We start from the raw sequence: 14658 nt of genomic DNA, 5'->3' as shown, positions 1-14658 counted from the left end.
AAGCGGATGTCCTGAATTATAGGCGTTGACTCCTGAGAAATGAAACCTATGCTCTGGATGTCTGCTGGGCCACCGTCCCCCTAACTCAACGGAGAGCATCGTGGCGACAACCGCACACACTTCCCTGAAAACCGGCCCCCCTGCCCGGGCGTACCGTCGACCCCGGCTGGCCGGTGCCGCCGCCATCACCGTTTGCACGGTCGTGACTGTGATGGAGGGCTACAGCCTCATCGTCTACGGCTCGGTGGTGCCCTTGCTGCTCACCGACACCCAACTCGCATTAACCCCCGCAACGGCGGGCATGCTCGGCAGCCTCATCTACGCGGGCATGCTCGTCGGCGCATTCTCCGCAGGGGTCATCAGCGATCGCGTGGGGCGCCAGCCCGCACTGCTGGCCGCGATCATCCTGTTCGGGGCCGGCTTTCTCGCCACAGGCTTGGCGATCTCGCCCACAATGCTCGGGCTCGCCCGCATCTTGTCCGGACTCGGCGTGGGCGGCGCGGTGACGACCGCACTCGCGCTGGCCCGCAACCACGCGCCCAGCGGACGGGCCAGCCTCGTCGTCAACATCACGATGGCCGGCATCCCGGTCGGTGGGGCGGTGGCGTCGCTGGTCGGCATCGGGGTAATGCCTGCATACGGCTGGCGGCCGATGTTCCTTATCGGAGCCGTGCTGACGCTGGTCATCCTGATCGTGGTCGCGTTGGTACGTCTGGAGGGCCGCTCGCTGGCCCAGACACCGGCCGACGACACACCATCGCAGTCCTCAGTGCGCGAACTCTTCCGCGGTCGCGGTGCGCTGCTCGCCGCGCTCCTTGTCGCGGTAGCGATTCCCAACATGTTCACCTGGTTCGGGCTCAACGTGTGGCTCACCGCGGCGATGACCGCCCTGCACTACCCGCTGACCTCGGCGCTGCTGTTCGGCTTCACGCTGACAGCGGGCGCCGTAGTCGGCTCGCTGGTGATTTCACCGCTTGCGGACCGGCGTGGCCCCGTCGTGGGTGGGATCGTCACGGCGTCCTTCACCGTGCTCGGTCTCGTAGGCATCGTCGCGGGTATCCGCTTCATGCCGCTGCTGTTGCTGTGCGTGGCCCTGCTCGGCGCAGGCGGGCACACCACGATGAACCTGCTGAACGCCGCCGCGAGCAACCTGTTCCCAGCCGCCATCCGCGGTACCGCGATGGGCTGGACGAACAGCATGTCCTACCTCGGCGCGTTCGGTCCGCTGCTCGGCGGGCTCATTATTGAGTCGAGCCTCGGCCCGTACGGCGTGTTCGTCCTATTCGGTTGCTCGGCCTGTCTTGCGGTTCTCATGCTGGCGGTGTTCGCCGCCGTCACTCGTCGGCCGACCACAACGGGAGTGGCTCATGTCTGACAACATCGGTATCTGGTGTCAGGAAGGGTGGACCAGGTTCCAGCACGGGGGTTTCGAGTGCACCGTCGTCAGTGACGGCCTGCTGGAGATGGGGCCGGCCCGGGAGAACTTCCCCAACGCCGACCCGGACGAGGTCGACGCGCTGCTGGAAGCCCACTACCTCTCGCCGGAGCGCGTGCTGCTCAACCAGAACCTGCTCATCGTCGACACTCCCAGCGGGCGCGTGCTTTTTGACACCGGCGTTGGCACGGTGCCCGAGCTCGGAGTGCGGACGTTCGGCCCGCAGACGGGAAAGGCGGTGCCGAACATGAAGTCCGCCGGGATCAGCCCGGAGGACATCGACATCGTCGCGATCACTCATGCCCATCCGGACCACTGCTGGGGCCTGGTCGACGCGCAAGGTAAAGCTCTGTACCCCAACGCGAGGGTGATCGTGAGCGAGGCCGACTACCGGCACTGGACGGATCTGTCGCAAGTGGACGCGGCGCCGAACCAGCACATGAAGGACCACTACATCGGCGCCGACCTGAACCTCAACGCCTACAACGGCAGGCTGCAGCTCATCGGCGATGGCGAGGAGGTCGTACCCGGGATCACCGCGATTGCGACACCGGGACACAGCCCGGGCCATATCGTGTACAAGATCGCCAGCGGAAACAAGACCATGATCTGCTGGGGCGATTTATGCCACCACTACGTCCTGCTGCTACAGCGTCCCGACTGGGGCTTCCAGTTCGACTACGACAAGCCCGCCGCGACCACACAGCGGCGCCGGATCTACGACCTTGTGGACACACAGCGTTATTCGGTGTTCGCGTACCACTTCCCGTTTCCGGGCCTCGGGCACCTGCGACGGATAGGTGAGGGATACACCTGGCTCCCCAACCAGCCAGGACAAGACTGATGCGGGACGGCAAACACGCGGCCCGCGACCGGATCTTCCGGTCGCGGGCCACTGTGCGGTTGTCGGCCTTGTCACCGACGGGCAAGACGGGCGAGCAAGTGCCTCTGTTGCCATTGCTTGCTTCTCCTTTGCGCTCCAACCGCCGTCGAGGGTCAGCTGCGTGCCGGTGACGGATTCCGCCTCCGGCGAGCACATACGTCCTGGGGCCAGGTCATCACGTCGAGCTCCGTGACGGCCGAACCTCAGCGCAAGCGTGATCGGCGCGCGAGTGTCGCGGCGACGCCGGCCGCGGCCGCGCGTACCGCGCTCGCGCAACGGATCGGCTCGAAGCGACCTACTGGTCCCGTGACGCTCACGCCCGCAAGGACTTCGTCGTAGTCCCCGAGTACAGGTGCGGCCACACAGGTGACGCCCACGGCGGATTCTTCGTGCTCGAAGGCCACGCCGCGTTCGAGGACGTCGTCGAGTTGGCGGCGCAGCACTGCTCGGTTGACGATAGTGCGGGGCGAACATCGTCGAAGTCGCCCGGCGAGCACGTCCTCGCGCACCTCCTCGGGCGCCCATGCCAGCAGAGCCTTGCCGATCGCCGTGGCGTGCAGCGGCATGCGTCCACCGAGCCTGGAAGGCGATGTGACCTGACGATGGCCGCCCATCTTGGCGACATAGACCACCTCGTGTCCCTCCCGGACACCGAGGTGGACGGTTTCGTGGGTGCGCTCGTAGAGCTCCTCCAGGAAGGGAATCGCCACCTCAAGCAGGGTCCGCTCCACCGAGGCCCGCATGCCGAGCTCGAAAACGAAACGCGAGAGCCGGTACGCGCCGTCGACCTTCTCCAGCAGCCGGGCGCCCACGAGATCACCGAGCAGCCGATGCAGGGTCGCCTTCGGCAGTTCGGTACGCAGCTGGAGATCCGTGAAGCCGAGTACCGCGTCGTCCGCGGTGAAGGCGCCCAGCACCTTCATGGTCTTCCCGAGCACCGTTTCCGGACCGGGGGGCAGCGGTTCGGCCATGGCTATGCGGCCTCGTCCGGCCTCAGCCGCTGTCCGAAGTGGACAACGAAGGCGGGTGCAGACATGGAGTGCTCCTGGACGTCGCGAGGCTGTGCGGGCGAGCGCCGCTGGACGGGATCGCGCCGCTCACCAACCCGAGTGTAGTTCCGGTGAGCGGAACTTGACGGTAGTCAGGCCCTAGCGGGTCCGCAGATCATGCGTCGCATGAGTAAGCCAGCCACGACAGTGGACACCGGCGTCATCGAGGAAGCCGCGCGCAGGTTGATCACGGCGGCCACCTCCGGTGAGCCCTGCCCGCCGGTCCGCGACCTGATCGGGAGGGACGACCTCGCGGCCGCCTACGCCGTCCAGCGGCGGATCACCGAAACCCGTCTTGCCGGTGGTGCCTGCCTTGTCGGCCGCAAGATCGGCTTGACCTCCGAGGCCGTCCAGCACCAGCTTGGCGCGAGCCGCTGCGAGCGGGGCAGGTGATCCTCTCCGGCGCCCTCGGCCCGATGCGACCGGTCGAACCCGGCTCCGCTGTCGAGGCCGCCATCACCGGGCTGGGTTCAGTCTCGGTTTCCTTCAGCCCCAAGGAGGCGTGAGGACACCATGAGCACAACGAAGGTCGCCATCATCGGCTCGGGCAATATCGGCACCGATCTCATGATCAAGGTGCTGCGCACCTCGAAGCGCCTGGAGATGGGCGCGATGGTCGGCATCGACCCCGACTCCGATGGCCTGGCCCGCGCGCGGCGCCTCGGCGTTGCGACCACCCACGAGGGCGTCGACGGCCTCCTCGCGCTGCCCGGCTTCGACGAGATCGAGATCGTCTTCGACGCCACATCCGCCAAGGCGCACCAGGCCAACGCCGCCCGGCTGCAACCGTTCGGCAAGCGGCTCATCGACCTCACCCCCGCCGCGATCGGCCCATACGTCATCCCGGCGGTCAATATCGATCAGCACCTCGACGCGCCGAACGTCAACATGGTCACCTGCGGTGGGCAGGCCACCATTCCGGTCGTCGCCGCGATCTCCAGAGTCGTCCCGGTCGCCTACGCGGAGATCGTGGCCTCCATCGCGAGCAAATCCGCGGGCCCCGGCACCCGAGCCAATATCGACGAGTTCACCGAGACCACCTCGGCGGCGATCGTCAGCGTTGGCGGCGCCCGACGCGGCAAGGCGATCATCATCCTCAACCCCGCAGAGCCGCCACTCATCATGCGCGACACCGTGTTCGCCCTCATCGACGCGCCGGATCCGGCCGTCCACGACCAGATCCGCCAAAGCGTGGAGAAAATGGTCGCCGATGTGGCCGGCTACGTCCGGGGCTACCGCTTGAAGCAGGCGGTTCAGATCACCGAGATCGCCTCCGACCAGCCCGTCGAGACCCTGCTCGACACGCAGACCCCGCGTCCGACCCACCAGGTGTCGGTGTTCCTCGAAGTCGAGGGCGCCGCACACTACCTGCCGGCCTATGCGGGCAACCTCGACATCATGACCTCCGCCGCCCTGCAGATGGCCGAGCGGATCGCCGCAGCCAAGGAGACAACCCGGTGAATACCCCGATCTTCGTCCAGGACGTCACCCTTCGCGACGGGATGCACGCCATCCGCCACCGCATCACGCCCGAGGACGTGCAACGCATCGTGCTCGCGCTCGAGGCGGCCGGCGTCGACGCCATCGAGGTCGCCCACGGCGACGGCCTAGCCGGTTCCTCGGTCAACTACGGTCCCGGCTCGCACACCGACTGGGAATGGATCGAGGCTGCGGCGTCGGTGCTGAAGAACGCCCGGTTGACCACCCTGCTGTTGCCGGGAGTCGGCACCATCGACGAACTGAAGCACGCCTACGAGCTGGGCGTGCGGTCGGTCCGGGTCGCCACGCACTGCACGGAGGCCGACATCTCCGCCCAGCACATCGCGGCGGCCCGCGAGATCGGCATGGACGTCTCCGGTTTCCTGATGCTCTCCCACATGGCCCCGCCGGACGAGCTGGCGAAGCAGGCGAAGCTGATGGAGTCCTACGGCGCGCAGTGCGTCTATGTCACCGACTCCGGCGGCAGACTCACCATGAATGACGTCGCGGCCCGCGTGCGGGCCTACCGCGACCTGCTCGACCCGGGCACCGAAATCGGCATCCACGCCCATGAAAACCTCTCGCTCTCGGTCGCCAACAGCGTGGTCGCTGTCGACAACGGTGCCTTCCGCGTTGACGCCTCACTCGCCGGCCATGGCGCGGGCGCCGGGAACTGCCCCATCGAAGCCTTCGTCGCCGTCGCGGACCTGATGGGTTTCACGCACCGCTGCGAGCTGTTCGCGCTGCAGGACGCCGCGGACGACATCATCCGCCCACTCCAGGATCGGCCTGTCCGCGTCGACCGCGAAACCCTCACCCTCGGCTATGCCGGCGTCTACTCCTCGTTCCTCCGTCACGCCGAGATCGCCGCCGCCCGCTACCAGGTCGACGTCCGCGACCTCCTCACCGAATGCGGCAAGCGACGGCTGGTCGGCGGCCAGGAAGACATGATCTACGACATCGCACTCAGCACTGTCGCCGAGCGCGAGAGCGCATGATGCGGAACCGTCAGATCTCGCGCCCCCTGTCGTGGCCTCGCTGTTGCGCGAGACCACGGATCAGGGAGACGAAGGGACCCACGTGCGAGCTGTAGGGCACACCATCGAAGCTGTTGGTCACCGACAGCCCATCCGTGACAGCCCGCCCCAGCACCGCCAGCTCGTCGATGAAGGCCGCGTCGACTTCGCCGCCATTCGGCGCGAAAATCGGGGTAAGTGCCTCCACCCAGGACGCGTGGGCGTAGTCCCGGATGCGACGCACGGTTGCCTGTACCGGCTCCGCGTCCTTGTGTGGGCCAACACTGATGGCCAGCAAGAGGCGAAGGTACTCGGGCTGCTGATCGAGGGAGGCGCAGGCCGCCGTGAACCACATCTCGAACCGCTCAAGCGGTTCGCGGTCATCGAACGAGCCGGGGCTCGGAAACTTCTTGTGAAATTCCTCCAAAGAGCGCTCAAGCAGCGAGGCCAGCACACCGAGCTTGTTTCCGAAGTGATAGTAGATCGAACTGGCCGGTAGCCCGGACAACGAGCACAGGTCCGAGATGACCATGCCGTCGTAAGCCTTTGCTGGCGATGAGGGTTCGGGCCGCGTCCAGGATGACCTCGCGACTGCTTACTCCGCCAGCGGACAATGCGGACCCACTTCCTTTCGACACGCGTTCATGATAGATCCACCACTGGCCGCCCGAGTCTCGCCGGAGCAACACCTCGATATCGCCACCGAGCTCGTTCAGGTCGCCGGGGATGGCGCTCGTGTCGGCCAGCTGGGGCACGTCGATGCCGCGCACCACGAGATCGAGTTGGGAGTTGCCGGGATAACCCCCGGCAAGGCCAACGTTCTGGTTCGCGACCTTGCCCGTGCCGCCGGACACGACAAGCGACAGTGTGCCGGCCTGGTCCGGATACTGCACGTAGCAGACCGAGCCACTGTGGACGGATCTTTCCGGTCGGGCGACGAGTTACTTGGTCGTTCTCATCCTCCCGCCGGAAGATCCGTCCCCTCGGCCGCCCCGATCACTCTGGCGTCAACAACGTCATGACCCGCAACAACTAGGGCCGGGAACTTGGTCCCGCGGCACGACGCCGAAGGAGGCTGTAGACGGCGGCGGCTACCACGACGACGATTCCGCTGACGTAGTACTGCCAGGATTGGTCGAGCCCGAGGAACGGGATCGCATTGATCATCTGTACCAGGAGAACGGCGGCGATGACCACCGGCAAGAAGGCGCCGCGACCGCCGGTGATGCTGGCTCCGGCGAGCACGACAGCCGTGATTCCAGTCAGCGTGTACCCCACCCCGGCGGTCGCGTCACCGATGCCGATTTGTGCCGTGAGGAGTAGAGATGCGGCTGCGGCTAGCAACGAACAGCCGGCATAGGCGCTGACGGTGAGCAGGCGTACGCGGGCGCCGACTCGCTGAGCGATGCTCGTTCCGGAGCCTACGGCGCGCAGCCCGATGCCCCAGCGATGCCAGCGAAGCAGCGCCTCGAGCCCGAGCGCGACCACTACCAACACGACGAAAGCCACCGGCACGGCGCCGAGGTTCTGCTGAACCCCGTCGATGAACGCAGTGTCGACAGCACCGTCCGGCGACGGGCGTAGCGTCAGCGAAACGCCCTGCAACGCGATGTAGGTGGCCAATGTCGCGACGACGGGCGTGATGTTGGCGAACGCGATCAACAACGCATTGACCAGTCCGACGAGTACGCCGAGACCGAGCACGACCAGCACACCCACCACCGTCTGACTTGAGCTCGCGCCGGACGGTATGAGGAGCGAGGCTGTGACGAGACCTAATCCCATCATGGGGCCGATGGACAGGTCGATCCCGCCGATGACGATCGCCATCAACTGTCCCACACCGGCAAGGCCGAGGGCGGCGGCGAGCAGCAGAATGGACTGGACATTGAAGGAGCTGAAGTAGCGAGCGGACATCACGCCCATACCGAGCGCAAGGAGAAGGGCGACGGCGACCAGGATGGCGGCGGGGAATTGGTCGCCGGACAACCAGCGCCGCCATCGCGGTGTCACCGTCTCCTCCTTGGCCTCATCGCGGACCGCCGTCGCGGTAACCGCCGCCGAGGTGATTGCGCGCTCGGTGACCTCGTCCCCGGCCAGTTCCCGGACTACGGTCCCACGCGAGAACACCAGTACGCGATCGCAAAGACCCTCGAGCTCGACCCCGTCGCTCGACACGAGCGCAACCCCGACGCCGCTCGATGCGGCGCCACGCAAAGCCTCATAGATCTCCACTCGAGCCCCGGCATCGACCCCCTGCGTCGGCTCGTTAGTGAGCAGGACAGCGGGTTTGGCCAGCAGACACCTGGCGAGAACAACCTTCTGCTGGTTGCCTCCCGAGAGGTCTCCCACTCTGGTCTCAATGCTGGGAGACTTCACCTGCAACGCCCCGAACTGCAGGCTGACGGCGTCGCGCTCATCACGGCGCCTAAGGAGCCCGCCGCGACTGAAGAAACGCAAAGCTGAGATCGCAGCATTCTCGCGGGCTGTCATGTCGAGAACGACGCCCTCGCTATGCCGGTCCTCCGGGACATAGCGGAATCCTGACTCCGCCGCCCGCTTCGGCGTGGTGACATCCACGCGCTCACCATTGAGCCGCACCTCACCACGTGACCGTTCAAGACCGGCGAGTGCCCGGAGACAGCCCTGCTGCCCATTGCCCTGCACGCCGGCCAGACCAAGGATCTCACCGCGGCGGAGCGTGAAGTTCACGGGCCCAAAGCCGGGCCCGGACAGGTCCTTGACGTCAACAGCGACGGTGGTCTCCGCGCGCAGGTCTTCGGCGTCGGCCTTCGGCGGGAAGGTGGACTCCAGCTCGCGTCCGACGATCAAGGTGACCACGTCCTGTTCGGACAGGCTGTCGGCGGCATGAGTGCCTCGGATCCGCCCGTCTCGCAGCACAGTGAGCCGGTCCGCGACACGAAGCACATCCGGGATCCGGTGCGAGATGTAGACGACCGCGACTCCCCGCGCGGCGATGTCCGCGATCAGGTCGAACAGGGTCTCGCACTGCGCGGCGTTGAGCGGCTCGGTGGGTTCATCGAGCAGCAACACCCGTGGATCGGTGGCGAGCGCCTTGCTGATTTCAACCAGGTGGCGATCGGCGACGCTCAACGAGGCGATCCGGGCAGCCGGGTCGACGTGGTCGGCAGCGACAGCGAGCACCTGCCTGGACCATCTCCTGCGACTCCGGAGCCCACGCGGACGCTGGTGCGGCGGCACCCCGAAGTAGAGGTTCTCCTCGACTGTCAAGTCAGGCAACAGGGCGGGGTGCTGGTGGACTACGGCGAGCCCGAGCGCCTGTGCGGCGCGCGGATCGGCTCGTGGCAGCGGCGTACCGCAGATCTGAACGGTGCCTGCGTCCGGGGCAAGGGCACCGGAGGCGATCGCCATCATCGTGGACTTACCGGCGCCGTTCTCGCCGACGACCGCGTGGACCTCTCCGGCCAGCACTTCAAGTGAGGCGGAGTGCAGCGCGACGACGCCCGAGAAACGCTTCGTCACATCGTTGAGAACAAGCAGTTGCTCCATCCGCGAGCGAATCTCCTGATCGGGTTGACTGTGTTCGAGGGTCATCGCCGCACTTCCAATACGGTGTTGGTCGGATCGTCCGTTGCCGAAGTCAGGTCTTCCGCTTCGTGGGGAGACGACCCACTTCGCATGACCCTCGACCGCGCCCGCCGCGAAATCCACGGCGCGATACCGCGCGCACCCATTCCCAATGCGATGATTCCGCCCTGAATGAGGTACTGCACCGCGGTCGTGGCGCCCTGAGCGAGAACGACCTGGTTCAGCTGTGTCAGAAACACGGCACCGCCGGCAGTAGCGATCACGCTGCCCATTCCGCCGGCCAGCGAGGTACCACCGAGCACCACCGACGCGATCGACGGAAGCAGATAGCTGTCGCCGACGAAGAGCCCGGGGGTGCGCAGGAATCCCGCGATGAGCACCCCGGCGACCGCATAGCAGAGCGCCGCCCCGACGTAGGCAGTCGCGATCGTCCGGGCCACAGTAAGCCCAGCCGCCCGCGCGGCGCGCGAGTTCGCACCGACGAACTCGAACTGCCTGCCGACTGCTGTCTTCTTGATGACCACCGTAACGGCAACGACGAAGACAACGGCGATGAGCACAGTCGTCGGGATGCCGAGGACATGCGAGAGCGCGGCGCGCGTCAGTACGTCCGGCGCTGCCGTCGGCGCGCCGCCCGAGACCGCTTGGACGAGCCCCAGCAGGAGCGAGTTCACCCCCAGCGTCGCGACGATCGGGTTGACACCCAGCAGCGCCACGAGGCCGCCGTTGACAAGACCTATCGCCACGGCGACCACGAGCGCCAGCACCAACGCGATTGGTAGCCGCGAGCCGTCCAGCGCGGCGTAATTCGTGACGACGACAGCCGTGGCGGAAATCGTGCCTGCGATGGACAGGTCGATTCCGCCCTGCTGGACCACCAGGGTTTGGCCGACGGAAGCGATAACCAGGATCGCGGCGAACGGGAGCATCGAGTTGAGCGATGCCGCGCTCATCACGCCCGGGGCGAGCAGCGGGCTGACGGCGAACAGCACCGCCGTCATCACCCACACCGCCGCGCTGGCATTGATCGGGATTGACAGGACACCCGCTCGACTGCGCGGGCGTTCTATGGTCGTCATAGGTGCACCTCAGGGTTCGGGGAATCCGCGCCGGGGCGTCATTTCGCGTTCAGGAGTTGCTGCAACTCGGGAAGAGACAGCTGCGCCGACAGCAGCGCGTCCGGAGGCAGGCCCGGTTGGCACTGAGGAGCCTTCGCCGGGTCGAGCGAGTCCTCGAACAACGGGAGGGTGACGATGGACGGCTCGTTGTCCGGAATGCCCTGCACCTGGGCGATCCCCTTGCGCAACGCCACGCGGATCAGCCAGGTCCGGGCGGACGCGGTGGCAATCTGGAACCGAGGGTTGCTGGGCGCGAGCTTCTGCCAAGTGCACGCGAAGTCGTTACCGTCCTCTGCCGCCCAGGGCACGAGCGGCTGGCCTGCCTGCTGGTAGGCCCTGATCGCGCCGACCGACCCCAGGCCGTAGTCGGCGACCACGCCATCGATCTGGTTGGGATACTTCGTCAGCAGGCCGGCCATCACCTTCTGGGCCTGCGCAGGGTCCCAGTTCGTGTCGATGGGAGCGTCGGTGAGTAGCTTGACCTGCGAGCCGGCAATCCCCTGCTTGACTCCCTCGAACTCGGCCTTGCTCGTCGGGTTTCCGGGCGTACCGCCCAGGAAGACGATGTTGCCTTTCCCGCCGAGAGCCTTCACCATCCATTCGCCCTTGACCCGGCCCTTGGCGACGACATCCTCGGTGACAATTTGCAGGAAGTCCGTACCGGGGGTACCCGCATAGTCGGTGCCCACCGCGAACGGAATGACCACCACACCGGCCTCGGTGGCCTGCCGGTAAGCCGCGTTCATCGTCGGGCCGGCGTCTGGGTAGGACAGGATGATGTCGACGCCCTGCGCCACCAGAGACTTGACGTTGGAGATGGCGGTCTGGGTATCGCCCTTCCCGTCGGTGTATTTGACCGGCTTGATATTCGGGCACTTGGCCGCTTCGGCCTCAAGTTCGGCGCGCACCGTCTTACGCCACGAGTTACCGCCGGATCCATCCGCGTAGCCGACCGTCACGGGCTTGCTCCCGCACAGTGCCCCGATGGACTGGAGGTCGGCTGCCGCGCCCACCTTATGCGCAGACGCCGCCGAGACGTTCGCTCTCGCGGCGCCGGATCCGGCTCCTCCCGTCCCGCCGCAGGCGGCCGCGAGAAGAGCGACCAAGCCCAATGTCAAAGCGGATAACCCTCGCCGGGAACGTCGGCGGACTCGTGAATACGGGGTCGTCATCGCCATCGCTGACAGCCTCTCTGCTGTAGCATCGCCACGTTTGGCGAACGTTTGCCGCAAACGATAGCCATGCGTACGCTCATGTCAAGGGGTTGCGCGGCAACGACTTCCGAGCGATCACGCCCGGACCACCGGAACCAGCGCGGCCCGGCAGCGGCTACGCTGTCAATCGATTGCCAAGTACTCGAGAGGGAGAAGCACCGTTGCCTAGACGACGGAATGGTCGCGTAACGCTGGTGCAGGTGGCCGAGGCAGCGCGGGTGCACGTTGCGACGGCTTCCCGCGCGCTGGATCCGAACTCCGAGCATGGGGTCGCCGCGGCCACAGCTGCCCGAATCCAGCAAGTCGCCGAAGAGCTGGGCTACGTACGCGACACGGTGGCCCGGTCCCTACGCAGCGGCAGGACCATGACGGTGGGACTGCTGGTCGCGGACCTGGGAAACCCCTACACGCCCCCATTGCTGAAGGGCGTGGAAACACGCCTGGATCAAGCGGGCTACATGTGCCTTATCACCGAGTCACGGTCGTACCACGAACTTCCCTACGCCGCGGTCGAGCAACTTTTGTCCCGCAAAGTCGACGGCCTGATCATCGAGGCGGTCCGTCCACGGGATCGCGATCAAATCAAGCGATGGGCCGCCCAGATCCCGGTAGTGCTCGCCGTCCAGGCACTCAGTCGTTCGGCGATCCCGGGAGTCCGCACCGACGACGTGCGCGGAGCCGAGCTGGTCGCCGACCATCTGGCCGACCTCGGTCACCGCAACGTCGCCCAGATCGTCGGGCCCCAGGACGTACGATCCTTCGCCGACAGGCGCGGCAGCTTCGAATCGCGTTGCGCCGAACGCGGACTCGTCGTGCACACGAGCGATCCAGTATCAGAGCCGACAAGTTCCGAAGCGCATTCGGCCACAGCGACGCTCCTCAGCGAGCGGGTTCCCCCGTTCACCGCCGTCTTCGCGCATAACGACGTGATGGCGATCGGCGTACTTTCCGCGCTCAGAGAGGCTGGTCGCCGCTGCCCGGACGAGGTGTCAGTCGTCGGCTACAACGACATGCCGTTCGCCGATGCCTTCGCCCCGCCACTCACCACGGTCCGGTTGCCCAGCTTCGATATTGGCACCACCGCAGCCGAACTACTCATCTCGCAGATGGACAACCCGGCACGTCGGCCACGGTCGGTGACAATGCCCGCCGAGCTGATCGTTCGCGATAGCAGCGGGCCCGCACCGACGACAACATAGATTCGACCTTTGATGAACGCCCTCGTTTCGACTCCTTGATGACCGCAGGCAGCAGGGTTGGCGATCTCGCGCGAGATGTTCGGTCTGGCTGCGGAGCCAGCGGCGATTTCGCGCGAAATCGCCCATCACCCACTACAGATGTCCCGATCAGGGTTCATAGCCGATGCCCTAGTCCACGATCGCCGCCGCTCGCGGCGGTTGAACCGATCCGGGAATCCATCCCCCGCCGAGCGCGCATTCCGCGATGTACGGATCCGTCTTCGCCTGCTCCACGAGGTAGTCCCTCGTCTCGATCGCCATCGCCCGGATGCGGTTGACGTCAAGCTCAGTAAGCTTGCCGTCCCGCTTCACGAATCGCCCACGCACCATGACCGAGTCCACGAGGCCGGGATGGCCGTTGTAGACGACAGCAGCCGCGGGGTTGTTGAGCGGCGTCATCGTCAGCGCGTCGGCGCGGAGCAACACGATGTCCGCGTCCTTGCCGGGAGTCAAGCTTCCGGTCACCCTGTCGAGCCCGTTGGCCCGAGCGCCCTCGATCGTCGCGAACTCCAGAACGTCCCTACACGTGAGGCGAATTCGGTCTTGCTGTCCTGGGCGCTCCTCAGCGGCGTTGTCCAAAGCGCGCTGCACGGCGAGCGTTGATCGCATGGCGTTGAACATGTTGCCCGCGTTCGACGTGCACACGTCAATAGAAAGGCCAGGCCGGATTCCCACATCGAGCAGCCGCCCGGTCGCCGGCCACCCGTGCCCCATCTGCGTCTCGATATCGGCCGACACCGAAGCAGACCCGCCAGTGTCCGCGATCATCTTCAGTTCGTCATCGCCGATCGTGTTGCAATGCACGTAGGTGACCTCGGGCCCCAGTAGCCCATGTTCGCGCATCCAGGCGACCGGGCGGCTCTTTCCCCATTCCCCGTCGCCGACATGCACCGTGATCCGAACGCCGAGCTCACGAGCAAGCTGCCAGTCCTCGATCGCGATTTCCGGCGTCGTGAATTGCGGGCCACGGGCCGCGAACGCCATCGTGACAAGCTGATCATCGGACGAGAAGTAGCGGTCACGCAGCCGGAACACGTCGCGATCATGCGGAATTGCACTGGGCACGTGCCACATTGATGCTCCCCCGCCGTGCGCGAATACCGCACGCGAACCGGAATCCAGCAACGCCTGCACGGCCGAATCCGCATGGTCCGGCGTTTCGAGGTTGTGCGACCAGTCCAGAAGCGTCGTGATCCCGGAGTCAAGCGCCTCCGCCACGCCCAGCAGATTACCCACGTACGTATCATGCGGACGAAACAGCTTGCTGAAACCGAAATGGATGCCGGCCAGGTACTGGCCCAATGTCCAGTCGGAACCGATATTGCGGACCGGCGCCTGCCACGTGTGGCGGTGCGTGTCGACGAATCCTGGCAGGACTATCATGTCCGTCGCGTCGATGACTTCGGCTTCCACCACATCCAGGCGCGGGGCGATCGCGGCGATCTTCCCGTTTTCGACCAGGACGTCACCCTTGTCGAGCCGACCGTATTCGGGATCCACGGTGAGCACGGTTCCACCGGTAATCAGGGTGCGCTCAACACTCATCGGCAATTCCTCCTCATTGAGTACCTGGAGTCCGGGGATCTCACCCAAGGAAGGACCGTCCGCCCACTTTGTCAGCAACGGCATCCGACGCCAGGAAATATTTGCCGCAAA

13 protein-coding genes are annotated in these 14658 nt (G+C 66.0%); 6 read left to right on the top strand and 7 right to left on the bottom strand.

Going from position 1 to position 14658, the window contains the following annotated elements; translation table 11 throughout:
- The first annotated feature begins 202 nt into the window (after positions 1 to 202).
- Entirely contained in the window at positions 203 to 1375 is a 1173-nt protein-coding gene (locus BJ970_RS23200) for an MFS transporter (RefSeq protein WP_184728197.1), read from the top strand.
- On the top strand, positions 1368 to 2279 hold the full coding sequence (locus tag BJ970_RS23195; protein ID WP_184728196.1) for an MBL fold metallo-hydrolase: 912 nt from the start codon (positions 1368 to 1370) through the stop codon (positions 2277 to 2279). Before BJ970_RS23200 ends, BJ970_RS23195 begins: the two co-directional genes overlap by 8 nt.
- Positions 2280 to 2521: 242 nt before the next feature.
- Here the strand turns inward: BJ970_RS23195 and BJ970_RS23190 are convergent, their stop codons facing one another.
- Entirely contained in the window at positions 2522 to 3289 is a 768-nt protein-coding gene (locus tag BJ970_RS23190) for an IclR family transcriptional regulator (RefSeq protein ID WP_184728195.1), read from the bottom strand.
- A 204-nt stretch (positions 3290 to 3493) separates the two neighbouring features.
- On the opposite strand from BJ970_RS23190, the gene BJ970_RS23185 reads away from it, so the two are divergent.
- The 3 genes from BJ970_RS23185 to dmpG all read left to right on the top strand — a co-directional run bounded on the left by BJ970_RS23185 (position 3494) and on the right by dmpG (position 5844).
- Entirely contained in the window at positions 3494 to 3760 is a 267-nt protein-coding gene (locus tag BJ970_RS23185; RefSeq protein ID WP_221467285.1) for a hypothetical protein, read from the top strand.
- A 120-nt stretch (positions 3761 to 3880) separates the two neighbouring features.
- Positions 3881 to 4828 carry an acetaldehyde dehydrogenase (acetylating) gene (locus BJ970_RS23180; protein WP_184728194.1) on the top strand — a complete coding sequence of 316 codons (948 nt, stop codon included), beginning with the start codon at positions 3881 to 3883 and terminating at the stop codon, positions 4826 to 4828.
- Positions 4825 to 5844, top strand: coding sequence for a 4-hydroxy-2-oxovalerate aldolase (dmpG, locus tag BJ970_RS23175; protein WP_184728193.1), 1020 nt, complete (start codon positions 4825 to 4827; stop codon positions 5842 to 5844). Before BJ970_RS23180 ends, dmpG begins: the two co-directional genes overlap by 4 nt.
- Positions 5845 to 5854: 10 nt before the next feature.
- Here dmpG and BJ970_RS23170 read toward each other — a convergent pair whose 3' ends face one another.
- The 5 genes from BJ970_RS23170 to BJ970_RS23150 all read right to left on the bottom strand — a co-directional run bounded on the left by BJ970_RS23170 (position 5855) and on the right by BJ970_RS23150 (position 11509).
- Entirely contained in the window at positions 5855 to 6316 is a 462-nt protein-coding gene (locus BJ970_RS23170; protein WP_221467284.1) for a hypothetical protein, read from the bottom strand.
- Entirely contained in the window at positions 6297 to 6755 is a 459-nt protein-coding gene (locus BJ970_RS37115; protein ID WP_221467283.1) for a hypothetical protein, read from the bottom strand. The genes BJ970_RS23170 and BJ970_RS37115 overlap by 20 nt, the downstream gene beginning before the upstream one ends.
- Positions 6756 to 6894: 139 nt before the next feature.
- Positions 6895 to 9393: an ATP-binding cassette domain-containing protein gene (locus BJ970_RS23160; RefSeq protein ID WP_184728192.1), complete on the bottom strand. Its 2499-nt coding sequence runs from the start codon at positions 9391 to 9393 to the stop codon at positions 6895 to 6897.
- Between the two features lie 41 nt (positions 9394 to 9434).
- On the bottom strand, positions 9435 to 10511 hold the full coding sequence (locus tag BJ970_RS23155; RefSeq protein WP_184728191.1) for an ABC transporter permease: 1077 nt from the start codon (positions 10509 to 10511) through the stop codon (positions 9435 to 9437).
- A 38-nt stretch (positions 10512 to 10549) separates the two neighbouring features.
- A complete protein-coding gene (locus BJ970_RS23150) occupies positions 10550 to 11509 on the bottom strand; it encodes a substrate-binding domain-containing protein (RefSeq protein ID WP_184728190.1) in 960 nt (319 codons plus the stop codon).
- Positions 11510 to 11964: 455 nt separating this feature from the next.
- On the opposite strand from BJ970_RS23150, the gene BJ970_RS23145 reads away from it, so the two are divergent.
- On the top strand, positions 11965 to 12963 hold the full coding sequence (locus BJ970_RS23145) for a LacI family DNA-binding transcriptional regulator (protein ID WP_184728189.1): 999 nt from the start codon (positions 11965 to 11967) through the stop codon (positions 12961 to 12963).
- Positions 12964 to 13131: 168 nt separating this feature from the next.
- On the opposite strand, the gene BJ970_RS23140 is transcribed toward BJ970_RS23145, so the two are convergent.
- On the bottom strand, positions 13132 to 14631 hold the full coding sequence (locus tag BJ970_RS23140) for an amidohydrolase family protein (RefSeq protein ID WP_221467282.1): 1500 nt from the start codon (positions 14629 to 14631) through the stop codon (positions 13132 to 13134).
- Positions 14632 to 14658: the final 27 nt, after the last annotated feature.

Origin of the sequence: Saccharopolyspora phatthalungensis, assembly GCF_014203395.1 — a bacterium.
GTDB lineage: Bacteria > Actinomycetota > Actinomycetes > Mycobacteriales > Pseudonocardiaceae > Saccharopolyspora > Saccharopolyspora phatthalungensis.
This window is presented reverse-complemented; position numbering and strand designations above follow the sequence as displayed.